The 21,456-nt window shown below is 72.0% G+C and carries 16 protein-coding genes, 2 tRNA genes and 3 pseudogenes; 7 read left to right on the plus strand and 14 right to left on the minus strand.

The window, feature by feature from the left end; genetic code table 11:
* Nucleotides 1–89 precede the first annotated feature (89 nt).
* From ACSNOC_RS13575 to ACSNOC_RS13585, 3 genes and pseudogenes are all read left to right on the plus strand, one after another.
* A complete protein-coding gene (locus tag ACSNOC_RS13575; RefSeq protein WP_436747644.1) occupies nucleotides 90–902 on the plus strand; it encodes a hypothetical protein in 813 nt (270 codons plus the stop codon).
* A 2-nt stretch (nucleotides 903–904) separates the two neighbouring features.
* Nucleotides 905–1,123 (plus strand): annotated as a pseudogene (locus ACSNOC_RS13580) (helix-turn-helix domain-containing protein); the annotation flags it as partial.
* Nucleotides 1,124–1,306: 183 nt separating this feature from the next.
* A complete protein-coding gene (locus tag ACSNOC_RS13585) occupies nucleotides 1,307–2,065 on the plus strand; it encodes an ImmA/IrrE family metallo-endopeptidase (RefSeq protein ID WP_436747658.1) in 759 nt (252 codons plus the stop codon).
* Nucleotides 2,066–2,273: 208 nt separating this feature from the next.
* On the opposite strand, the pseudogene ACSNOC_RS13590 reads toward ACSNOC_RS13585, so the two are convergent.
* Both ACSNOC_RS13590 and ACSNOC_RS13595 read right to left on the minus strand, forming a co-directional pair.
* A pseudogene (locus tag ACSNOC_RS13590) lies at nucleotides 2,274–2,468 on the minus strand (HAD family hydrolase); the annotation flags it as partial.
* A gap of 312 nt (nucleotides 2,469–2,780) precedes the next feature.
* The gene (locus ACSNOC_RS13595) at nucleotides 2,781–2,975 is read right to left on the minus strand and encodes a hypothetical protein (protein ID WP_436747645.1); all 195 of its coding nucleotides are present in this window, start codon (nucleotides 2,973–2,975) and stop codon (nucleotides 2,781–2,783) included.
* 321 nt (nucleotides 2,976–3,296) lie between these two features.
* Here ACSNOC_RS13595 and ACSNOC_RS13600 point away from each other — a divergent pair, with 321 nt between their 5' ends.
* Nucleotides 3,297–3,470, plus strand: a complete 174-nt coding sequence (locus ACSNOC_RS13600; RefSeq protein ID WP_436747646.1) for a tyrosine-type recombinase/integrase — start codon at nucleotides 3,297–3,299, stop codon at nucleotides 3,468–3,470.
* A 189-nt stretch (nucleotides 3,471–3,659) separates the two neighbouring features.
* Here ACSNOC_RS13600 and ACSNOC_RS13605 read toward each other — a convergent pair whose 3' ends face one another.
* The 4 genes from ACSNOC_RS13605 to ACSNOC_RS13620 form a co-directional block, all read right to left on the minus strand.
* Nucleotides 3,660–4,817, minus strand: a complete 1,158-nt coding sequence (locus ACSNOC_RS13605; RefSeq protein ID WP_436747647.1) for a hypothetical protein — start codon at nucleotides 4,815–4,817, stop codon at nucleotides 3,660–3,662.
* A gap of 320 nt (nucleotides 4,818–5,137) precedes the next feature.
* Nucleotides 5,138–5,211: transfer RNA gene (locus tag ACSNOC_RS13610), tRNA-Phe, on the minus strand.
* A 4-nt stretch (nucleotides 5,212–5,215) separates the two neighbouring features.
* Nucleotides 5,216–5,290 (minus strand) — tRNA-Asp (locus ACSNOC_RS13615).
* A 155-nt stretch (nucleotides 5,291–5,445) separates the two neighbouring features.
* Entirely contained in the window at nucleotides 5,446–5,898 is a 453-nt protein-coding gene (locus tag ACSNOC_RS13620) for a helix-turn-helix domain-containing protein (RefSeq protein ID WP_436747648.1), read from the minus strand.
* A 181-nt stretch (nucleotides 5,899–6,079) separates the two neighbouring features.
* On the opposite strand from ACSNOC_RS13620, the pseudogene ACSNOC_RS13625 reads away from it, so the two are divergent.
* Nucleotides 6,080–6,403, plus strand: a pseudogene (locus tag ACSNOC_RS13625) (STAS domain-containing protein); the annotation flags it as partial.
* Between the two features lie 135 nt (nucleotides 6,404–6,538).
* Here ACSNOC_RS13625 and ACSNOC_RS13630 read toward each other — a convergent pair.
* Nucleotides 6,539–8,131, minus strand: a complete 1,593-nt coding sequence (locus ACSNOC_RS13630) for an MFS transporter (protein ID WP_436747649.1) — start codon at nucleotides 8,129–8,131, stop codon at nucleotides 6,539–6,541.
* 86 nt (nucleotides 8,132–8,217) lie between these two features.
* Nucleotides 8,218–8,811, minus strand: a complete 594-nt coding sequence (locus ACSNOC_RS13635) for a PadR family transcriptional regulator (RefSeq protein WP_436747650.1) — start codon at nucleotides 8,809–8,811, stop codon at nucleotides 8,218–8,220.
* A 150-nt stretch (nucleotides 8,812–8,961) separates the two neighbouring features.
* Here ACSNOC_RS13635 and ACSNOC_RS13640 point away from each other — a divergent pair, with 150 nt between their 5' ends.
* Complete coding sequence (locus ACSNOC_RS13640; RefSeq protein WP_436747651.1) at nucleotides 8,962–9,813, plus strand: hypothetical protein; 852 nt, start codon at nucleotides 8,962–8,964, stop codon at nucleotides 9,811–9,813.
* A 6-nt stretch (nucleotides 9,814–9,819) separates the two neighbouring features.
* On the opposite strand, the gene ACSNOC_RS13645 is transcribed toward ACSNOC_RS13640, so the two are convergent.
* From ACSNOC_RS13645 to ACSNOC_RS13660, 4 genes are all read right to left on the minus strand, one after another.
* Nucleotides 9,820–11,073 carry a sugar ABC transporter permease gene (locus ACSNOC_RS13645; protein ID WP_436747652.1) on the minus strand — a complete coding sequence of 418 codons (1,254 nt, stop codon included), beginning with the start codon at nucleotides 11,071–11,073 and terminating at the stop codon, nucleotides 9,820–9,822.
* Nucleotides 11,064–11,846: an ATP-binding cassette domain-containing protein gene (locus ACSNOC_RS13650; RefSeq protein WP_436747653.1), complete on the minus strand. Its 783-nt coding sequence runs from the start codon at nucleotides 11,844–11,846 to the stop codon at nucleotides 11,064–11,066. The genes ACSNOC_RS13645 and ACSNOC_RS13650 overlap by 10 nt, the downstream gene beginning before the upstream one ends.
* A gap of 26 nt (nucleotides 11,847–11,872) precedes the next feature.
* The gene (locus tag ACSNOC_RS13655) at nucleotides 11,873–12,970 is read right to left on the minus strand and encodes a substrate-binding domain-containing protein (protein ID WP_436747654.1); all 1,098 of its coding nucleotides are present in this window, start codon (nucleotides 12,968–12,970) and stop codon (nucleotides 11,873–11,875) included.
* 65 nt (nucleotides 12,971–13,035) lie between these two features.
* On the minus strand, nucleotides 13,036–15,465 hold the full coding sequence (locus ACSNOC_RS13660; protein ID WP_436747655.1) for a SpoIIE family protein phosphatase: 2,430 nt from the start codon (nucleotides 15,463–15,465) through the stop codon (nucleotides 13,036–13,038).
* A gap of 240 nt (nucleotides 15,466–15,705) precedes the next feature.
* Here ACSNOC_RS13660 and ACSNOC_RS13665 point away from each other — a divergent pair, with 240 nt between their 5' ends.
* Entirely contained in the window at nucleotides 15,706–17,670 is a 1,965-nt protein-coding gene (locus ACSNOC_RS13665) for a nitrate- and nitrite sensing domain-containing protein (RefSeq protein WP_436747656.1), read from the plus strand.
* A gap of 34 nt (nucleotides 17,671–17,704) precedes the next feature.
* Here ACSNOC_RS13665 and ACSNOC_RS13670 read toward each other — a convergent pair whose 3' ends face one another.
* Together ACSNOC_RS13670 and ACSNOC_RS13675 are read right to left on the minus strand one after the other, a co-directional pair.
* Nucleotides 17,705–19,243 (minus strand): hypothetical protein, encoded by a 1,539-nt coding sequence (locus tag ACSNOC_RS13670; RefSeq protein ID WP_436747659.1) that lies wholly within the window; start codon nucleotides 19,241–19,243, stop codon nucleotides 17,705–17,707.
* Between the two features lie 5 nt (nucleotides 19,244–19,248).
* The coding region (locus ACSNOC_RS13675) for a hypothetical protein (RefSeq protein ID WP_436747657.1) at nucleotides 19,249–21,456 on the minus strand (2,208 nt) is incomplete at its 5' end.

Raw genomic sequence — 21,456 nt, forward strand, 5'->3', positions numbered from 1 at the left:
ATCACCTGTTCGGTTTCGAATGCTTCGCGGGAGTAGTGCAGTGGTTCAGTTCTGTGCAGTCATTACTGAAATGAGGTACAGTGCGGGCCATGAGCGAGCAGCAGGACGCGCTCAGCGACCTCGCAGATGCGCGGGCGCTGGCAGCGATTCAGTGGGCTGACGAGTCCGCGTACGAGCGGACCATGCGGGACTACGACCCGGATGCAGGGCATGACCAGGGGTGGGTCGGATACACGGCCCACAAGTTCGTGCAAGACAGGCTGGATCGGGTGTTCTCTCTCGGCAAGTACTCGGTTGCGTCACTTGATGACAGCGAGGCCGGGCTCGACCTGGTCGCAACCGGCCTGCTTCCGGGAGAGTTTGAGAACATGCCACGGATCCCTCCCGGTACGGTCACTCGTGCGGATCTGAACGGTTCCCCTGGTTGGCGATGTGGTCACTGGCGGTGGCTGCTGGCTTCGTATCGCTTTGGCGAGGTCGACTCGATCCCGTGGCCCCGTAAGAGCCCGACGAAACAGCGTGTTGCGGCGCAGCCTCGGCCGGATCAGCTCACACTTCCCATAGAGGGAGAAGACGAGCTCTTCTTCCTTGCTGATGTGGTGCGCGCGATAGGGGAGTCTCCGGAGCCCGAGATTCCGGCTACGACACTTGTTGTCGCTCACAGTGTGCAGAGGGATCTCGGTGTTAGGGAGCTCTTCATCGGGCGGACGCGCCTGAACAAGGGGGGTGGGCCTGCCTGGTACTGGAGGCATGATCTACTCTCCTCGGCGCCGGGCGATCAGGGACATGGATCGCGGCCTATCGTTCCAGCCCCCATGCCTGGACGCGATGGTGTAGCCGATGCGGCTGTTCGGCTTCGGCGGAAAACCGAGGAGGGCAGCCCGAATGAAACGAGCGGATGAAAATGCAAATTGCTCGCCGTGCAGATGTAAGGATCGGTGACGCGTCTCGCCTCTTCGACGGCTATAGACTAAAGCTTGCGCGTCAACTTGCGGGCCTGCGCAAGAATGCATTGGCGGACTTGATCGATAAAAGTCCGACGGCTATCGCTGCCTATGAAAGCAACGCCAAGCGTCCAGCTCCGAGTACGGTTGCTCAGCTATGTCTGGCGCTAGGCGTCGAGCCCGATTTCTTTCTTCCAGGCCCCAAGAGGCACGTGCCAGAGGGGGTAGCTCCTCATTTTCGGTCGCTTCGCTCAACAACCCAACTGGCGCGTGACCAAGCCTTCGCCTATGGGCTCGTTGCTAGCGATGTGTCACACGCTCTCGAAAGGCATGTAGAGTTCCCGGACCCAGATGTGCCCCAAGTGAGTGTCGATGTTGATAGCGACAAAGGTGACATGCCTGAGCAGGCAGCGAAGCGGCTGCGTAAGCAGTGGGGGATCGAGCGAGGGCCTGTCGGTCATCTCGTACGCGCAGCAGAGAACCATGGTGTCCTCATCATTTTCAGCCCACCGCAAACCGTAGCTGTCGATGCCTATTCTTTTATGGGTGAGCGACCTACAGTAGTCTTGAACCCGGCGAAATGGGATTATTATAGGCAGCGCTTTGATGTCGCCCACGAATTGGGTCACCTTGTCATGCATCTAGATGCTGAGCCTGGTGGCAAGGTGGTAGAAGCGCAGGCTCACAGGTTCGCGGCCGAGTTCTTGATGCCAGGGGATCAGATCGCGGATCTGCTGCCAGGGAAAGCCGACTACCGAAAGCTGGCCAGCCTCAAGGAAGAATGGGGCGTGAGCATGCAGGCGCTGCTATATCGAGCTCGGGCGTTGGGGGTCATGGGTGACGTGACATACAGAAACGCTTTGGCCTATATGTCCTCTAAGGGGTGGCGGCGGCGAGAGCCTGGTCCAATGCCGCCCATGGAGCAACCTTCTCTATTCCCTAGAGCAGTGGAAATTCTACGGGATGTAGGTATAGGGGAGGATGATCTCGCGCGCGAGGCTCGGGTTCCCCTGGAGCTGTTTAGGGTTATTTCCGCTCGTGCCCCATTCTCTGGGGCTGGAGGTGAGCTTGAGGAGATTCGCGATGGGGGGAAGGTGGTGTCGGTTTTCCCTAAGTGCTAGTCCTTATGGATCCGGCAAGGGGAATTGAGTCATCACTGAGCAGAGTGCCCTCACGAAGGTGAGGGCACTCTGAGTGCGTGCGCTGAGGTGATTATTGCGCGGAAAGGAACGGTGGGCCCGACAATTCCGGCAGCCAAGTCCCAGCACCGTTGACGCCGCGCCTCCCCGGCTGTGGGACGCGCCGCGCGTCGCCCGCTGGGGACTGTCGTCACCTATGGCGTGCACTTACGGTTTGAACGACAGGGTGTGAGCCACGGGGATCAGCGAATCCACCAACGACCACCGCGCCGGCGGCCGACAGCCTCTCGGCCTTCCCCGGCTTGTTGGCGTAACCGATGGTGGGCACTCCGGCCGCCTGACCTGCTTCCGCATCACGTGTCGCGTCACCGATGAACACGCACTGGGCGGGAGCAACCTCCCCCCATCGCGTCGAGCAGGAGCCGGGGGGATGGCTTCATGGACGCCGGTTCTCCGGGAACGCGGCCGATAACGCCGTGCACGAGCCCGGCCAGTCCCTCCCGGACCAGGTAGCTCGTGATGGCTCGCCCTGCATTGTTGCTGACCACCACGACCCGTCGTCCGGAACTAGCGCACGCGTCGAGCAGCACCTTGATGTCCGGGTTGGGCCTCGCGCGTTGGACCGCTTCGGTCTCCAGATCGGTCAGGGCGGCATCTGCCTCCACCGCCAGTTCGGGGCGCTCCTGGGCGATTCGGCTCAGCAGCGCGAGCGGGATCTGCTTTCCGTCTCCCAGTCCACTTCGACCGTGTGGCCGTTGGCCGCGATCCGCTGCCGCATACGGTCAGCCACCTCGTCGGCGGAGAGCCCCGCAAAGACGGAGCAGACCAGCCCATCGAAGTCGAGCAGGATGGTCGTGACCTCACGGAGCAGGGGGCCGAGGGACGCGGTCATGGCTGACGCTCGAACGCGATGCTGGACCAAGCGCTGTCGAACCACCGCCGGGACTGGCTCACATACTGCGATCCGATGGGGGATGCGCCGTGGGGAGCTGCTGGGATTGGGCTGGGACTCCATCGACCTGGACAATGGCTCACTCATCGTGGAACGGGCGTTGCAAGGGTCAACGGGGCGCTGACCCTAATCAGGCCCAAGACGCGGTCATCGGTCCGGTCCTTGCCGTTGCCGCCGGTCGTGGTGAAGCACTGGAGCAGCACCGGGAGCGGCAGGCGCAGGAACGGGCGGCGGCCAGCGACACGTGGACAGAGACCGGGCGTGGGTACCACGCTGGAGCCGGACAACCTCCGGCGGAGCTGGTACCCGCTCCGGAAGCGGCTGGGGCTCGAAGTCCGCTTCAACAATCTCCGCCACCCCTGCGTGACGCTGCTGCTTGATCTCGGTGTCCCGCCGCACGTCGTCCAGCAGATCGCCGGGCACAGCGGGATCTAGTTGACCATGAAGGTCTACGCCCATGCGTCGCTGGACGAGATGCGGAAGGGTCTGGACAAGCTGGGGAGTCGCCTCAGCTGAAGTTGTGGATGCCTCGGCGGTATTTACTGCCGAGGCATCAGGGTGACTGTGCTTGAAGCGGGTCGCCTCTTATTCTGTGTCCACGCCGCTCGGTGACCGCGCGGGCAGTTATCTGTCAGGGGCCGCGCGGAAGTTCTGATTGGCATCGCCTGGCTGAGAGTTCGGTAGGGAAGCAGGTTCTTGTGCGGCTTCCGTAAGTGACCGCCGGACGGCCCCCAGCAGATTCTCCGGTGTGCTTCTGAGTCGACGGCTACCGAACCAAATAGTAGGGCCGATGAGTAGAATGAGCGCGGCGGGAAAGCCAGCGGCCAGCGGCAGGCCCATCGTGGTTGCGGTTGCCAGGGCGGCGGAGGCGAGGAGGGAGGTGAGCATCGCTATCCCCGCATCCTTGTTGCTCTCGGAGACGTCTCCCGCAGAATCCTGAGAGTTCGGCAACGATGACGTATCGCCCAAATCCAGCAGAGCAAGCCACTGGTCAGAGGTTATGCGTTGAATCATCGTGTGAATCAACGAAACAAGCCGAGGTAGGGCGCTCGGTCCTTCTCGAAGTAGGCCCGCTGAGGCTTCCATCAGTTCGCGCCGCACAGCGGCCGTATGCTGCCTGACGGCGGTATCTAGGGGCGGCGTCACCAGCGCTTCGTGTGTGGCGGTGAAGTCGGCGATCTGACGGCACACCGTATCGACAAGCTTGACGATAGTTAGCGCGCTGGCGTTACCTCGCGCATAAGCAGCGCAAGTGGTGGCGATATGAAGGCAAGTGGATATGGCCGTGAGGTTCGCGCCCAGTCTTCGCCACTTACGTGACGCGAGGAGGATAATGGTGAATAGCGTGCCCCCGTATATCACTGTCCCGACCGTGATGGTGCTTGCCAAAACGTTCCGGAAGTCTAGCTCTAGGTCAATATCTCCAATGATTAACGATGCGAGCAGCAGGGGGGACAGGCCTAGCGCTACGCCCGCTAGTGCTGGTCTTGCGTGCCACCGGATCTCATACAGCGCTGCGACGTGAAGATGAGCCAGTCTCGCATGGGTGAAGGGAGTTTGGCTGGTGAAAAACCGGAAGACAGCCAATGCTCGTCTTGTATAAGTTTTCACCTGGCGTCGGGCGAGCGCTGGTGTTTTTCCGGGTTTTCTGGCCCTTTTTTCCCACGGTTTTGCTGCGTTTATGTAGCCAAAGAGATGCCGGGCGAGGATATGCGTGGAGGCTGTTGCGTATAAAATAAAAAGCCATGTGGCTGCGATGGTGAGCCATTCATTCCTACTCATGATGTCTCTTGTCCGGAGGTTCAGTCGGCTTGAGGTAGGTCGGTCCGCAGGGGCCCATCGTCCACCATCTGCATTATGGCCGGCCGAGACGTACGCGGTGGGTCATCTCGATGCCTCCAGGTCCAGCTCAATGGCTCGTCGGCTACAAAGGCGCTGTCCGTGAGCGTCCCTCTCCACGGATCGCTGGCTGAGGTGAGGGGGCGGTTCGACTGGATCCGTGGCAACCCAAGCTGATCACGTTGGCGTACCCGTTGGCGTAGAACGCACAAAAGCCCCCTGCCGGAGTGATCCGGCAGGGGGTTCTTCCTGGTCAAAGAAGGTGGCTGGGGCCGGGGTCGAACCGGCGACCTTCCGCTTTTCAGGCGGACGCTCGTACCAACTGAGCTACCCAGCCGGAGCGGTCCTGACGGGATTTGAACCCGCGGCCTCCACCTTGACAGGGTGGCGAGCACTCCAAACTGCTCCACAGGACCCGGCTTGTCGCGAATCGCCCGGATGCCGGGCCGTTGTCGCTGAAGCAGCCTATCACGGTCGGGCAGGGCCCCGATTCGCCCGGCGGCGAGGGGTGTGTGGGGGCCTCCCGCGTGTGTCCGCGCGTGGAATGTGGGCGGGCCGGAGCGGGTGGCGGTCACAAAGAGGCGGGGCCCGCCACCTGCTCGGCCACGCGGCCGATCTTGGCCAGCCGGGCCAGGGTGGGGCGGGACAGCACCTCTCCTATGTCGTGCAGGGCCACGATCAGCTCCTCGACGCCGTCGAGCGGGACGTCCTTCGCCTCGTGCAGGAGGATCCCCCGGTACTCCTCGGGGGAGACCGTGCCGCCGGGGAGGTCGATCCCGGCGGGCTCGCCGGTCTCCGGCTCGGCGAGGAAGAGGGCGGGCACCGAGGTGTCGAGGACGAGGGCGATCGCGGCCAGCTCGGCGGCGGTGAAAGAGCGTCGGCCGCGCTCCGCCTGGTGCACGGCCTGACGGCTCCACGGCCGCTCCAGGTACCGGCCCAGGGCCTCCCCGAGCTGCGACAGCGACATCCGCCGCGACTCGCGGAGGCGTGCGATCTGCGATCCGATGGCCTCTTCCACCCGCATCCTGGCTCCCTTCCTGCTTCCTGTCATCCTCTGTCATCTTCCATGATGACGGTGACGCGTGGGTATTGACAACTGCCGCCGCGTGGCGGTAGTGTAACTCTCAGGCATTCGCTGTCATGGTGTGCGATGACAGAGGGGGTGGCCCGTGGGACGCAGGGAGACGGACGTGCGGGATTTCCAGGTGGAGCCCATCGCGGCGGGGGACGATCGCGCGGTGCTCCGGATCGTGGGCGAGATCGACGTGTACACCGCGCCGAGGCTGCGCGAGCAGGTCTTCGCCCTGGCCGGGGAGGGGACCGTGCACCTCATCGCGGACATGCGCGGCGTGGAGTTCATAGACTCGACGGGCCTGGGCGCCCTGGTCGGCGGGCTGAAGCGGCTGCGCACCGGGCATGGGACGCTCTCGCTGGTCATCGACGCGGACCGGATCCTGAGGGTCTTCCAGGTCACCGGCCTGACGCGGGTCTTTCCGTACCATCCGTCGCTGCCCGAGGCGATAGCGGCGGACGGGCGCTGGCGGGGCGCCGTCGAGGAGGAGGGCCGCAGCGTCGAGGAGTGGTGCCGGGAGCGGAGTCTGCTCTGAACCCCGCTCGGCAGTGGCCGGGCCGGCCCCGGCCCCGGCCCCGGACCGGGGCCGCGGTCACGGGCGGCCCGGTCCGGCGGGCGTCGCCTCGTGCGGCGCGTCGGGGGAGCCGGGCGCCGGAGCGGCCCGCGCCTCCGGCGGGGCCGAGCGGCTGAGGCCCAGCGCGGCGAGGGCGGCGATGGCCAGCATCACGACACCCGCCGTGCGGAAGGCCGCGGTGAGCGCCTCGGTGAACGCGTCGCCCACGATGAGACGCTGGGCCGCGGCCGACAGCCCCGGCACGGATTCCGTCGGCACGAGGCCGCCGCCCGACGCGAGGGCATCGGTGGCGGCGGCCCGGCTCCCGGGCGGCAGGTCCCGGCCGGCCAGCCGGTCCGCGATGCCGTCGGTCTGCCGGGCGTGGACGATGGCGCCCAGCACGGCGACGCCCAGCACGGCTCCGAGCTGGCGGCTGGTGTTGCTGGTGCCGGAGGCCAGGCCGCTGCGCTCCGGGGGCACCGAGGCGACCGCCGCGGCGGTGAGCGGCGACAGCGCCAGCCCGAGCCCGACGCCGACCAGGGCCAGCCGCCACCACACGGTGCCGTACGCGCTGTCGGCCTGCACGGCACCGAGGGTGATCAGGCCGGTCCCGGCGGAGACCAGGCCGCAGGTCACGGGCAGCCGGAAGCCGAACCGGGCGGCCAGGCGCCCGGCCGCCGGGCCGCACACGAGGATCCCGGCCGTGATCGGCAGGGTCCGCAGCCCGGCGCCGAACGCCGAGTGGCCCTGCACCAGTTGGAAGAACTGCGAGTAGAAGAAGGTGGTGCCCAGCAGACCGAACCCGACGCCGAGGATGGCCGCGTGGGAGACGTTGAACAGCCGCTCCCCGAACAGCCCCAGCGGCAGCATCGGCTCCCGCGAGCGGGCCTGCGCGACGAGGAAGGCGGCCAGCAGCACCGCCGCCGAGCCGAGGCAGCCCGTGGTCGTGGCCGAGCCCCAGCCGTCCTCGTTGGCGTTGATCAGGCCGAACGTCAGCGTCCCGACGCCCGCCGTGGCCAGGAGCACGCCCGGCAGGTCCAGCCCGCGCCGCCGCGGCGCCCGGGACTCGTCCAGCACCCGCAGCCCGAGCACGAGGGTGAGGAGGCCGACCGGCAGGTTCACCAGGAAGATCGCCTGCCAGCCGAAGGCGTCGACCAGCGCCCCGCCGAGCAGGGGACCGGCCGAGAGGCCGAGCCCGCTGATCCCCGCCCACAGGCCGATCGCCCGGGCCCGGTCGCGCGGCGCGGTGTAGGCGGAGGCCAGCAGCGACAGGCTGCCGGGGCTGAGCGCGGCGGCCCCGGCGCCCTGGAGGGCGCGGGCGGCGATCAGCGAGCCGGTGCCGCCGGCCAGCGCGCACAGGAGGGAGGCGCAGGTGAAGACGGCGAGTCCGGCGAGGAACAGCCGTTTCCTGCCGTGGCGGTCCCCGATCGCCCCGCCGGTCAGCAGCAGGACGGCCAGGGCCAGGACGTAGGAGTCGACGATCCACTGGAGCCCCGTGAGGGAGGCGCCGAGGTCCCGCTGCATGTCCGGCAGGGCGGTCATGACGATCGAGTTGTCCAGCAGGACCATGAACTGGCCGAGACACGTCACGGTCAGTACGGCCGCCCTCTTCCGCCGTCCGGCGTCGGACACGGGCCCTCCCATCGGCAGGGTGAGCCGGCGATCCAGGCTCGACGGTCCAGATTAGACCGTCCGGTCCGGATCGTTGTAGGGCGCGTTCAGTCCAGCAGGCTCCGCCAGAAGGCCAGACGCGCCTCCTCCAGGCGCAGGGCGATGGTCAGCGCGCGGCGCCGCGCCGCCCCGGCCACCGGGTCGCCGGCGGGCTCCTCGGCGCGCCGCCGGTAGTCCTCCAGGCGGGCCCGGTGGGCCGCCGCCTGCCGCTCGGCCAGGCGGCGGACGGTCTCCTCGTCGCCCAGGGCGCCGAGGTCGCTGAACGAGAGCTTGAGCAGCGCCGGGTCGCGCAGCGGGGCCGGGACGCTGTCGGGGGCGTCCAGCCAGGCGTCCAGCGCCCGGCGCCCGGCGGGGCGCAGGCGGAAGGTGCGGCGGCGCCGGCCGCCCGGCTCGCGCTCCTCGCTCAGCAGCCCGCCGCGGGCCAGCCGGTCCGGTTCGCTGTAGAGCTGGGCGTGCGGGAACGGCCAGAAGAGCCCGACCGACTCCCCGGCCCTGGCCTTCAGGTCGTACGGGGTCATCGGCCCGTGCCGGGCGAGGAGGCCGAGGATCAGGTAGGAGGCGGGACCGAGGGCCGGCGGCTCCGCGCCGGTCTCCCCGGGGACGTCGCCCTCCCGCGAGACACCGCCCTCCGGTGAACTCATACGACGCATCGTAGAACGTGCGGCCGGTGGGCCCGGTGGCGGCGGACATCGGCTCCGTGCACGGGGGGCGTCGAAAAGAGGGTGTGCGGTTAGGGTGTTCGCTACCCCACGAGTCGGTCACACCAGCACACAGACGCCGGATCGGGAGTCATGGAAGACACCTGCGGAACCTGCGGCCGCGCGTTCGACGGCGCGGCGCCCTGCCCGGATTGCGGTGCGGGCGCCGTCCCGGCCGGGGAGGCGGCGATATCCGCCTTCCCCGGATACCCGGTCCTCCTGCCCGGCGGCGATGAGCCGCGGGTCGCGCCCCTGGCTCCCGGCGAGTCGCCGTGGGCCGCCGATGTGGCGCTCTTCGACGCGCGGTTCCGCCGGGAGCCGGAGCCGGAGCCGTCCCCGGTCGCGGCCGGGTCCGGGGACGGGGAGCCCCGTCCGTCGCGGCGGCGCCTGCTGTACGTCGGGCTGCTGTGCGGCGTGCTGCTGGGCATCGTCGTCGTCCGCGCCGACGACATGCCCCTGCCGGTCAACGACTCGGCCAGCGGCGCCGAGGCCCAGGCGCCGGACTGGCCCACGGACATCCCCGGCCCCGGCACGGTGCCCACCCCGACGCCGTCACCCGCGACCGGCAGCGCCGAGCCGGTCCCGTCGCCGGCCGAGCCCACGCAGGGGCGGACCGGGGAGCCGGAGCGGACCGGAGAGCCATCGGGGAACACCGGCCCGTCGTCCGCGCCGCCCGCCGGCGAGGCCGGGGCCCGGCCCGGGCCCGGGGCCGGGGAAGGGACCGGGGAAGGGCCCGGCGAGGTCGCGGAGGACACCGAGGCCGCCGAGGCGGCGGAAGTGGCGGAGCCCGCCCTGCGGCCCGACCCGGCCAGCCCCGAGCCGGAGCGGACCACCACCCCGCCGCAGCAGCCCGCGCCCACCCAGGGCGGAGACGAACCGGACGACGCCCAGTGGCCGAACGACGGGGGCGACTGCCTGCTGGAGTTCTGGTTCCTCTGCGTCTGACGGACGTCACGCCCGGCCGTGGGCCTTCCGCAGCCGCCGGGAGAGCGAGTCGACGGTCACGGCGGCGAGCAGCACACCGCCGGTGATCATGAACTGCACGGCCACCTGGATCCCCAGCAGCGCCATGCCGGAGGCGATCGACTGGATGACCAGCACGCCCAGCAGCGCCGACCACGTCGATCCCCGCCCGCCGAACAGGCTGGTGCCGCCGATGACGGCGGCGGCGATCACGTTGATCAGCAGGCTGCCGCCGCCCGACGTCTGCCCCACCGAGGCGATGCGCGAGGCCAGGAACAGCCCGCCGACCGCCGCCATCACCCCCGCGATCACGAAGACGGACAGCCGCACGCGCGGCACGTTCACCCCCGCCCGGCGGGCCGCCTCCATGCCGCCGCCCAGCGCCAGGATCGCCCGCCCGTAGGCGGTGCGGCGCAGCACGAAGTCGAGGCCGACGACCGCCGCCAGGAAGACCGCCAGCGCGAGCGGCAACCCCTGGAAGTCCGCGAGCACCCAGGCCGCCCCGAAGGCCGGCACCGCCAGCGCCCCCGTCCGCGCCGCGATCTCCCCGAGGGGCCGGAACGGCAGCCCGGCGGCGGCCCGGCGCCGCGTCTGCCGCCATGAGGCGAGGAAGAACCCGCCCACCCCGAGCGCCGCGACGCCGAACGCGGGGGCGGCGCCGCCGAAGTAGTGGCTGGTCAGCGTGGCGACCAGCCCCTCGTCGTCGATGTTGATGGTGCCGGAGGCGCCCAGGATCTGGAGCATCAGCCCGTTCCAGAGCAGCAGCCCCGCCAGGGTGACGACAAACGCGGGCACGCCGACCCGCGCCACGAAGAACCCGTGGACGACCCCGGCCGCCGCCCCGATCAGCACGGCGACGACGACGGCGAGCCACTCCGCCACGCCGTTGTTGACGCTCAGCACGGCGAACACGGCGGCGCACAGGCCGCTGAGCGCGCCGACCGACAGGTCGATGTCCCCGACCAGCAGCACGAAGACGATGCCGACGGCGATCAGGCCGGTTCCCGCGATGTCCACGCTGAGGGTGGTCAGGTTGCGCGGCGACAGGAAGGCGGCGTCGAGGGCCTGGAAGGTCATCCAGATGACGGCGAGGCCGGCGACAACCGGGAGCGAGCCCAGTTCCCCGCCGCGCGCCCGGCGGCGCAGCTCCCTCAGCCAGCCCCGCGGCCCGCGTTCGCGCCCCACCAGGCGCGGGTCGGCGGCGGCGGTGGTGGCGGAGGTGGCGGCGGGGGTCACGGCCACGCCCGGACGGCGCGCATCGCCGCGTTGTCGGTGGCGCCGGTGATCGAGGAGGTGATCTGTTCCTGCGAGGTGGTGTTCACGTCGAAGAAGCCGTTGTTGCGGCCCAGCCGGAGCACCATCACCTGGTCCGCGACGGCCTTGACGTTGGCCAGGTTGTGGGTGATCAGCAGCACCGCGAGTCCCCGGTCCCGCAGCCGTTCGATGAGGTCGAGGGCCTGCACGGTCTGCTCCACGCCGAGCGCGGCGGTCGGCTCGTCCAGCAGCACGGCCTCGGGCGCGCCGAGCAGGGCCCGGGAGATGGCGACCGTCTGCCGCTGCCCGCCGGAGAGCGCCGAGACCGGCACCCGCAGGCTGGGGATGCGGATGGCGAGCGTCTCCAGCAGGGCGCGGGCGCGGCGTTCCATCTCGACCTCGTCCAGGACGCCGGCCCGGCGGATCTCGCGGCCGAGGAAGAGGTTGCCGACGACGTCGAGGCTCTCGCACAGCGCGAGGTCCTGGTAGACGGTGGCGATGCCCAGCTCGCGGGCGTCGTACGGCCGGGTGACGCGGACCTCGCGGCCCTTCCACTCGATGACGCCCTCGTCGGCCGGGTCGGCCCCCGCGATGATCTTGACCAGCGTGGACTTGCCGGCGCCGTTGTCGCCCACCAGGGCCATGACCTCGCCGGCGCGCAGTTCGAGGTCGACGCCGTCGAGGGCCTGGACGGCGCCGAAGCGTTTGGACACGCCGTGCAGCCTCAGCAGCGGCTCGGGGGCTGGTGACACAGGAACCACCTTCCGGCGCGGCGGCCCGCGGCCCGTCAGAGGAGCCCGGCCCGCTCACACGCGGTCTCGTACCGGGGGGTGCAGATCTGGTCGACGGTGAACACTCCGTCCTTCACCACGGTGTCGCGGATGTCGTCGGCGATGTCGTCGGCGGTCACGGGAACGGGCCGGAGCCGGATGGCCGGGACGGCGTCGCGGGTGCCGTTGGCGACGGTGTCCTCGGCCATCCGGCCCAGCGGTTCGCCCCGGCCGAGGGCGACGGCCATCTCGGCGGCGGCCTCGGCCTGGAGGTGGAAGGGCTTGTAGACGGTCATGTACTGCTCGCCCTCGATGATGCGCTGCAGGGCCGACAGGTCGGCGTCCTGGCCGGTGACCGGGGGCAGCGGGTCGACATTGGCGGCCTTCAGGGCGGCGATGACCCCGGAGGCGAGGCCGTCGTTGGCGGAGTAGAAGCCGTCGATCCGGCCGGGGCCGAGGGCGGCGATGGCCCCGGAGGCGTTGGTGAAGGCGTTGCGCGGGGCCCAGTCGGCGGTGTCGTAGGCCGCGCCGATCTCCACCCGGCCCTCCAGGACGGACAGCGCGCCCCGCTTGTACTCGGCGGAGTTCGGGTCGGTCGAGGCGCCGTTCATCATGGCGATCTCCCCGCCGCCGGCCGCGTCGCCCATGGCCCGCAGCAGGGCCTCGCCCTGGAGCCGGCCGACCTGTTCGTTGTCGAAGGAGACAAAGCCGGAGATCGGGCCCTCGGCGAGGCGGTCGTAGGCCACCACCGGGATGCCGGCCTCGTCCGCCCGTTCGATGGCGGAGCGCATGGCCCGGGCGTCGAGGGCGTCGAGGATCAGCACGTCGACCCCTTCCGTGATCATGGAGTCCACCTGTTGCTGCTGGATGGCGACGCTGTTCTGCGCGTTCACGGTCCGCACCGGGCAGGCGGGGCACAGCTCGCGCACGCTCCGCTCGATCAGCGGCTTGTCGCGGTTCTCCCAGCGCGGGATCAGGTTGTCCGGGAGGAGCACCCCGATCCGTGGGCCGTCGCCCGCCTCCCCGCCGTCCGCCCGGTCGCCGCAGGCGGCGAGGCAGGAGGTCAGCAGCACCGCGGTCGCGAGGACGGCGGCGCCGCAGGTCAGCGTTGCCATCCGTGCTTCCCTTCACCGGCCCACCCGACTTCACATGTAAGGCTAATCGGGCAAACATCGCAATCTCACCGGCCGGTTCCCGCGCCCGCCGGCGCCACCGGGCCGGGCTCCTTCCCGGGTTCCTCCTCGGCCTCCGCCCCGGGCACGGCGATCTCGCACCACACCTGCTTGCCGCCGCTCAGCGGTACCGAGCCCCAGGCCGCCGACACCGCGGCCACCAGCAGCAGACCCCGGCCGCCGGTCGCCTCCCAGTCCGTGTTCGTGGACCTCACGGGCGTGCGCGGCGACGAGTCGCTGACCGCGACCCGCAGGCGGTCCCCGGCGAGCGTGAGGTCGAGCCGCGCCTGCCCCTGCGTGTGCATCAGGGCGTTCGTCACCAGCTCCGAGACGACCAGCAGCACCGCGTCCACCTCGTCCGTCACGTGCCACGACCGCAGCGTCCGGGCGGTGAAGCGGCGCGCGTGCCCCACCGCGTCGGGCAGCCGCCACAGTGTCCAGCTCGCCCGGCGGGGCTTGATCCGCGTCCCGTCGTACCGCAGGAGCAGCAGCGCCACGTCGTCGTCGCGCCGGTCCGCGCCGCCGAGCAGGGCGTCCGCCAGCCGCCCCAGATCCTCCGGGCCGGTGGCGGCCAGCGCCTCCCGGATCCGGCGCAGGCCCTCCTCCAGGCTCAGGCTCGCCGATTCGACCAGGCCGTCCGTCACCAGGGTGAGCACCGCGCCGGGGGAGAGGCCGACCACGGTCATCGGGTACTCCGGGTCCGCGACGACGCCCAGCGGGGGCCCGCCCTCCACCTCGATCTCCCGCGTGGAGCCGTCCGGGTCCCGCACCAGGGGCGGCAGGTGCCCGGCCCGGACGAACCAGGTGTCCCCCTCCTCCATGTCCATGGCGACGTAGCAGCAGGTGGCGAAGAGGTCGGTCTCCATGCCCATCAGCAGGCGGTTGGCGTGCGAGACGACCACGTCCGGCGAGTGGCCCTCCACGGCGTACGCCCTGATCGCCGTGCGGATCTGGCCCATGATCGTCGCGGCGCCCGCGCTGTGCCCCTGGACGTCGCCGATGACCAGCGCCACATGGCGGTCGGTGAGCTGGATGACGTCGTACCAGTCGCCCCCCACGTCCAGCCCGACCGTCGCGGGCAGATAGCGGGCGATGGCCACCCCGCCCGGCAGCGCCGGGAGCGTGCGCGGCAGCAGGCTGCGCTGGAGCATCGCGGCCAGCTCGTGCTGGGCGTCGGACGCGCGGGCCCGCATCACGGCCTGCCCCACCAGCCCGGCGGCGGCCGTCAGCAGGAACCGCTCCTCCGGGCCGAACTCGTGCGTCCGCTCCCACCCGATCAGGCACACCCCGGCCATCCGGCCGTCGGCCGGGAGCGGCAGCACCGCCAGCCCGCCGGGGCCGATGCCCGCCAGGGCGGGGTCGAGCAGGGTGTCCGCGGACCACACGCCCATGCGGCCCTCGCGCAGCACGGCCTCCAGCGCGGGCAGCGCGCGCGACGGCACGTGCGGCCACTCGGCCCGCCACGGCTCCGGCCAGTCGCCGTCCTCCGGCGGGTCGAGCGCGGTGATCACCAGCCGTTCCGCCTCCGACTCGGCCAGCGCCACCCGGTCGGCCCCCAGCTCGCGCATCGCGGTGACCGCCACCTCGCTCACGTCCCGCACCGTGACCGCGGTGGCCAGGGTCGCCGACAGCCGCTGCACCCGGGAGACCTCGTCGGCGCTCGGCCGCAGCCGCGCGGCGTCCCCGAGCACGCCCAGCACCCGGTCCGGGGTACCGGTCGCGTCGTCCGCCAGCACCCGGCAGCGCAGGTGCAGCCAGCGCAGCTCGCCGGAGCGGCGCCGCACGCGGAACTCCAGCTCCCGGCCGCCGGAGGCCGCCGCGCCCGGCTCGATGATCGCCATCAGCGCGGGCAGGTCCTCGGGCACGGCATGCGCCAGCAGGGTCTCGACGCAGCCGTCGAAGCCCGCCGCGTCGATGTCCATCAGCTCCAGCGTCGGCCCGTCGGCCATGACGCGCCCACTGCGCAGGTCCAGCGCGAACGAGCCGAACCGCCCGCCCTCCACCGCGTGCCCCAGCACCGACGGCCGGCCGGGCCCGCCACCGGCCTCAAGGCCCTCGCCCACGTGCCGCGCGTACAGCTCCAGCAGGCCGCGCCGGTCCGCGCCGCCGAACCCCTCCCCGTTCTCGTCCACCACGATCAGGCAGCCGAGCGTCGCGGCGCCGCCGTCCCCGCCCAGCGGCAGCGCGCCCAGCGCCACACCCGCCGGGGGCCGCTCGCCGTACGCGGCGAGCCCGGTGGCGTCGAGCCACAGGGGACGGCCGGTGCGGCAGGCGTCGGCCACGGGGGAACGGTCGGCCAGCGGGTACATCGTCCGCAGCCCGTACCGGGCCGGTGAGCCGCCGGCCGTCTCGACCAGGCGCAGCTCGCCGGTCTCCCGGCGCAGCGCGTAGACGGCGGCCAGCGCCACCCCGCCGAACGCCCGGCCCCTCCCCGTCACAGCGGGCAGCGCCCCATCGGACGTCGCATGGTCCCATCGCCTCCGGCTCTCGCGGTACGCCTGCGTCCAGCGTAGGAAGCGGAACCCGGACCGGCGAACCAGCGCGGGCGGGCGGCCGGACGTGTTACGCGCGTGTGGCCTGCTCTGCTCCGCCGCCGTCCGCGCGGTCTGAGCGAAGCGCAACGGAAGTCTTACGGCCGGGAAACAGCCGTCCCCGGGCATGATCCCTAGCGTCGTGACATGGGCCGACCCACTCGACTCGCCGCCTGGCGCACGATCCGCGGCCGGGTGACCACCGTGCTCGCCGTTCCGACCTGCCTGCTGCTGGTCCTCACCGGTGCGGGCGTGGTCGACCGGACGGGTGACTGGCTGGCGGCGCGCGACGCCGCCGAGCGCGTGGAGCGCGTGCTCGATATCCACGCGCTGGTGCGGGAGCTGCAACGCGAGCGCGGACTGACCTCCGGTGTCCTCGGCGGCGCCGAGGAGTACCGCGCGGAGCTGACCGCCACCCGGGCGCGCACCGACGAGGCCCGCCGGGCCCTGTCCGGCGGCGCGCCCGAGGTGGACGCCGCGCTCCGGCCGCTGGGCCGGCTGGAGGTGGTGCGGGCCGCCGTCGACGAGGGCTCCGTCGACCGCGCCACGTCGCTGGCCTTCTACACCGAGGCGGTCACCGGGCTGAACGACGCCGCCGCCGCCGGGCGGCACGCGGACCGCCGGCTCGGCGACGCGCTCGCCGCGAGCCAGGCCCTCATGGACGTCACCGAGGCGGCGGCGCTGGAACGCGGCCTGATGAACGGCGTCTTCGCCGCCGGGCGGTTCACCGGCACCGAGTACGTGCGGCTGGCCGAGGTGCGCGCCGCCCGCCTGGCCGCCCTGGAGGACTTCGGACGGTTCGCCACCGGCACGCAGCGGGCGCTGCTGGACACCGCGCTGGACACCGAGAGCGCCCGGCGCGCCCTCGGCCTGGAGCGCGAGGCGCTCGACTCGGGCGGGGACGGCACGTTCGCCGTCGCCCCCGAGGAGTGGTGGACCGCGATGACGGCCGTCGTGGACGACCTGTACACGGTGCGGCAGCGCGTCGCCGAGGACGCCAGGGACCGCGCGGGGCGGCTGAGCGGGGGCGCCGTCGGCCAGCTCGCCGGGTTCCTCGCGCTCGGCGTCCTCGTCCTCGCCCTGGCCGCGCTGCTGGCCTGGCTGGCGGCCCGCTCCATCACCCGGCCGCTGGACGCGCTCGCGCGGGAGGCCGACGACGTGGCCGGACGCCGGCTGCCGGAGACCGTGCGGGCCATCCAGGAGACGGGGCAGGCCCGGGAGGACGGGCGTGCCCGGGCGGCCGGCGCCGCCGACCACGGGGCCGACGAGATCGTCCGGCTGGCCGCCGCCCTCCGCGACGTCGAACGCGTCGCCGTGGCCCAGGCCGCCGAGCAGGCCGCGCTGCGCCGGGTCAGCAGCGAGTCCCTGGCCCACCTCGGCCACCGCAACCACCGGCTGCTGTGCCGCCAGCTGCGGCTGATCACCGCGCTGGAGAACCAGGAAACGGACCCCGACGCGCTCGCCGAGCTGTTCGAACTCGACCACCTCGCCACCCGCATGCGGCGCAACGCCGAGTCCCTGCTGATCCTCACCGGGACGCGGAACCCGCCGCGCGTGTGGCAGGACAGCGTGCCGGTGATCGAGGTCGCCCGCTCCGCCGTGGCGGAGGTCGAGGAGTACCGCCGGGTCACCGTCGTGGGGACCGAACCGTGCCACGTGCGCGGCGACGCCGTCGCCGAACTGTCCCACCTGCTCGCCGAGCTGATCGAGAACGCCCTGGACGCCACGCCCGCGCGGATGGGGGTCGAGGTGCACGGCTGGTGGGACGGCGCCGAGTACTGCCTGGCCGTCGTGGACCAGGGCCGGGGCATGACCGACGCCGACCTGGCCCGCGCCAACGCCCGGCTGGCGGGCGAGGAGGACTTCCTCGCCGCGCCCACGCGCCACCTGGGCCACTACGTGGCCGGGAAGCTGGCCGCCCGCATCGGCGCGCAGGTGGAGGTGCGCCACACCCAGGCGCCCGTGACGGCCGGACCGCTGGCCAGGGGCGCCGGGGTGACCGGCTACGTGGCGCTGCCGCCGCGCCTGCTCACCGACGCGGTGCCCCCCACGGACCCGCTCCCGCCCCCCGGGGCGGCCCGCCGTCCCGTGGAGGCCCCCGGCGCCGTCTGAGCGGCCGAACGGAACGGCCGCCCCCGGCTCCGGCTCACTCCTCGTCCGCGACCGGGCAGTCCGCGGGCGGGGCGGCGCCCTGCGGCCAGCCCACGCCCTCGAAGTCGATCTCGGCGGTGTCGCCCTCGCCCGCGCTCAGCCGCACCACGGCCACCGCCTTGTTGTAGGCGCGGCCGTAGTTGTCGAGGCAGATCCAGCCGGTGACGCCCGCCACCCGGTTGTCCTCGCCCCGGATCCGCACCCACCCCTGGGCGATGTCGGAGAGCGCGGGAATCGTCACGTCGTCCACGGTGGCGTTGCGGATGCCGGTGACCGCCGTCCGGACCGCGTCGTGCATGATCATCGTCCGGCCGTCGGCCAGGTTCACCGCACCGGACAGCCCGGCGTCCTCGATCAGCGCGAGGAACGCGTCGTACTGCTCCTGGGAGCCGCCCGTCGCCGGGGCGTCCGGGCCGGACCACTCCTCGGGGTGGCCGTGGGCGGTGTAGATCACCTCGACGCCGCTGCGCAGCGCGTCGACGTCCAGCTCCTCGTCCGTGGCCAGCGTGGAGGCGGCGGAGATGGTCACCACCCGGTACGTCTGGTCCTGGCAGCCGCGGCGGCCGAGGGCGTTGACGAACAGCCGCAACTGGACCGGGCGTCCGGCGAAGTACAGCGTGTCGATGGTCTCGGCGTCGCAGATGTTGTTGACCATCCGGTCGAAGTCGTTGGGGAGGTTCCCCTCCTGGTTGTAGTCGTCGGGCGAGGTGAACGGCTCCTCGGTGCGCGGCGCGCCTTCCGTGTGCGCGCGGAAGACCTCGCGGAGCGAGACGACGTAGTTGTCGTCCTCCCGCTGGTCCGCCACCAGCAGGCTGCGCTCGGGGTCGACGCCGCCGAGGAAGTCGATCAGGGCTTCCGCCTGGTCCCCGCTGTCGGCCACCACCTTGGCCAGGCCGGGGAACGCGTCGTGGTCCTCGGGGCTGTTGCCGATGTCGTCGGCGGTGACCGGCCCGGTCACCACGGGGATGCCGTGCTCCTGGGTGAGCGTGCGCAGCGCCGCCTCGTTCTCCGGGATGCTGACGTCGAAGCCGGTGACGGCCCGCAGGTTGTCCTGCCCGGAGCTCGCCATCGCGGCGAGCTGCTCGACCATCGGCTCCCAGTGGACGCTCGCCGCACCGGGGTTGGCCAGGACCAGCCGGATGAGCGGCGGCGCCTCGTTCTCCTGGTGGTTGGCGGCGTACTGCGCGAGGTAGGCGCCCTGCACCTGGGTGAGCACGTGGTCCTTCTGCACCGGGTCGGGGTCGGTGAACGGCAGCACGAACGCCACCGTCACATACGGCCGGTCCGCGTTCTCCACCGCTTCGTTCTCTGCGGCGACGAGGGCGAAGACGTCCCGCAGGTACGCCTGCCCGAAGTCGTGCGAGCCGTCGGTCACGCCGACGCACTCGCCGTCGCGGGACGCCACGCCCGGCGCGCACGAGTCGTCGGGCCCGAGGACCCGGTAGCCCAGCCACCCCGCCCCGGCCAGCACGGCCAGCGCCAGCACCGCGGCCAGTAACCGGGCCCGCGGCGGCAGGCCCCTCATGATGGTCATGGCGCTCACGCGTCCTCCCCCTCCCCCACGGGCACCGGCAGGTCCGGCACCTGAACGCCCTCGCTCAGCCGCTCGGGCCAGGCGTGGAGGGCGGCACGCCATGTGTCGTCGTCGTGCAGCATGGACAGTGTCAGCAGCCCGGTCCGCACCAGTTCGACGTCGTCCTCGTGCGGCACGGCGGCCAGCGGGTCGGCCGCCCGCCACACCCCGCGCACCAGCCGGGTGATCGCCCGGTGCACCACCGGCCCGTCGTCCGCGGCACAGCTCGGGCACGGGTCGAGCCCGTCCACCGGCTCCGGGGTGAGTCCCCGGGGCGGGTGCGGCGCGGCGCAGACGACGTTGACCGCGGCCAGCCAGGCGCGCGGCCCGGTGTCCGCGAGGCGCTGGTGCAGGCAGCGGACCACGATCTCCAGCCGGCCGAGGGCCAGGGTGTGGTGCAGGTAGCCGAGCCGGTGCCGCACCGCGCCCTCGGGCAGGTGGAGCGGGTTGTAGACGGCGCGCAGCAGGCGGTGCGTCTGCCGCCAGTCGTCGTGCGAGGAGCGGGCCGCCAGCCGGTGCAGGAGCAGGGCGCGCAGCGCCCGGTCACCGATCAGCGGAACCTTCCCGTCCTGCGGCGGGGCGGTGGCGGGCTCCGCCGGCCAGGGCCACGGCTCGTGGAACCAGTGGTCGCCGTCCAGTTCGGCGGTGACCGCCGCCAGCCGCCGGTCGGCCGCCTGCACGCCCAGCTCCGGGTCGGGATCGGCACCGCGCTCGGGGTCGGGGTCGGGGCCGGGGCCGGGCGCCGGATCGCGCCCGCCGAGCGCCAGCAGCATGCGGCGTGCCGCGTGCGCGTCGAGGGCGGGTGCGAGCAGCGTCAGGTCCTCGCGCGACCGCTCGTCGGGGAGCAGCAGCCCGGCCAGCCGGTCCGCGACGGGGCCGGCGCGTTCCGGCGCCGGGATGTCGAGCAGCTCCGGGCCGCGCAGCTCGCCGCCGGTGCGCTTCCGGTCCGCCACCGCGTCGACCATGATGCCCGCGCAGCCCGGCCGGCCGCCGCTGAAGCGGGCGATGAGCCGGGAGAGATGCGGCGGAAAGCCCGGGTCGCCGGGCCCGCGGCGGGCGCTGAGCATGCCCCGGATGTCGTCGGAGCCCGCCCGCGGGATGCCCAGCCGCAGCAGCGGCCCGCCGGGCGCGGGCGTCGTCCGCGCCACCTGGCGGGTCGTGGGGGGCACGGTGCCGTCCCCGAGCGAGGTGACGACGACCACCGGCAGGTCGACGGGCTTCCGGGGGTCGCCGGCGGTCTCCCGCAGCGCCTCCCGGGCGCTCAGCAGCCGGTCGAGGAACCGGGCGCCGACCGGCGTGTGGGCGTTGTCCAGCAGCACCAGCGGGAGCGCGCTGCCCAGGGTCCGGCTCAGCGCGCCGTAGTGGTCGTCGATGTCCGCGAGGAACGCCTCGACCAGCAGCTCCTCCACGGCCCGGCGCCCGTCGTCCTGCATCTGGAAGTCGCCGACCATGGTGAACAGCCGCTGCTCGGCGTTCCCCTGGTACTGGGGGAGCCGGCCGCGCCACCAGCGGAGCGTGCCCCGGTCCGCCCAGTTCGACAGCAGGGGACCGCGGGCGGTCTGCAGCACGGCGGTGGCCACGGCCTCCAGACCGGGCAGGCCCGGCAGGCTCGCCAGGTAGGGGACGAGGGCGTCCAGCCACTGCCGGACCGTCTCCCGCAGCCGCCGCTCGTTGGGCTGCGGCTGCTTGAGCAGGGCGCGCAGCTCGCTCTGGGCCTGGGCCAGGGCGTCGGGCGTGAGGCCCGAGTCGGGCGGCTGCCAGGCGGTGGTCAGCAGCAGGCCGCAGGAGAGCCGGGGAAACGACAGCCGGCGGCGGAAGGCGCGGGCCGGCAGGCCGAGTTTGTACGACAGCAGGTAGAGCAGATGGGTCACCGGCGAGGCGTTGGCCGTCTCCTCCCCGGCGACGTCCGCGAGCCCCGGCTCGCCGAACCCGGGCGCCCGCAGATCGGCGAGCGCCAGCGGAACGCGGTTGCGGTACCCGGCGGAGAGCGCTTCGAGCAGGGCGCTCTTGCCGCTGGCCCGGCCGCCGACGACCTGCACCACGGGCGCGCCGCCCGCGAACTCGCGGGCCACCCACGCGGTGCCGGTGCGCTCCACCCCGACCAGCCGCGGCACCAGTCCGTCCAGGAAGGCTTCCTGACCGTATAAGTGATCCCCCATCGAACCCCCCCGTTC

Origin of the sequence: Streptomyces sp. URMC 129 (assembly GCF_051386415.1) — a bacterium.
Lineage (GTDB): Bacteria > Actinomycetota > Actinomycetes > Streptomycetales > Streptomycetaceae > Streptomyces.

Coding starts and splice junctions, on each gene's coding strand:
- ACSNOC_RS13620 (WP_436747648.1), bottom strand. CDS start 5,898: ATGCGGGTGGAAGAGGCCATCGGATCGCAGATCGCACGCCTCCGCGAG.
- ACSNOC_RS13640 (WP_436747651.1), top strand. CDS start 8,962: ATGGAAGACACCTGCGGAACCTGCGGCCGCGCGTTCGACGGCGCGGCG.
- ACSNOC_RS13665 (WP_436747656.1), top strand. CDS start 15,706: ATGGGCCGACCCACTCGACTCGCCGCCTGGCGCACGATCCGCGGCCGG.
- ACSNOC_RS13655 (WP_436747654.1), bottom strand. CDS start 12,970: ATGGCAACGCTGACCTGCGGCGCCGCCGTCCTCGCGACCGCGGTGCTG.
- ACSNOC_RS13595 (WP_436747645.1), bottom strand. CDS start 2,975: ATGACCGCGTCCCTCGGCCCCCTGCTCCGTGAGGTCACGACCATCCTG.
- ACSNOC_RS13670 (WP_436747659.1), bottom strand. CDS start 19,243: ATGACCATCATGAGGGGCCTGCCGCCGCGGGCCCGGTTACTGGCCGCG.
- ACSNOC_RS13605 (WP_436747647.1), bottom strand. CDS start 4,817: ATGAGTAGGAATGAATGGCTCACCATCGCAGCCACATGGCTTTTTATT.
- ACSNOC_RS13575 (WP_436747644.1), top strand. CDS start 90: ATGAGCGAGCAGCAGGACGCGCTCAGCGACCTCGCAGATGCGCGGGCG.
- ACSNOC_RS13635 (WP_436747650.1), bottom strand. CDS start 8,811: ATGAGTTCACCGGAGGGCGGTGTCTCGCGGGAGGGCGACGTCCCCGGG.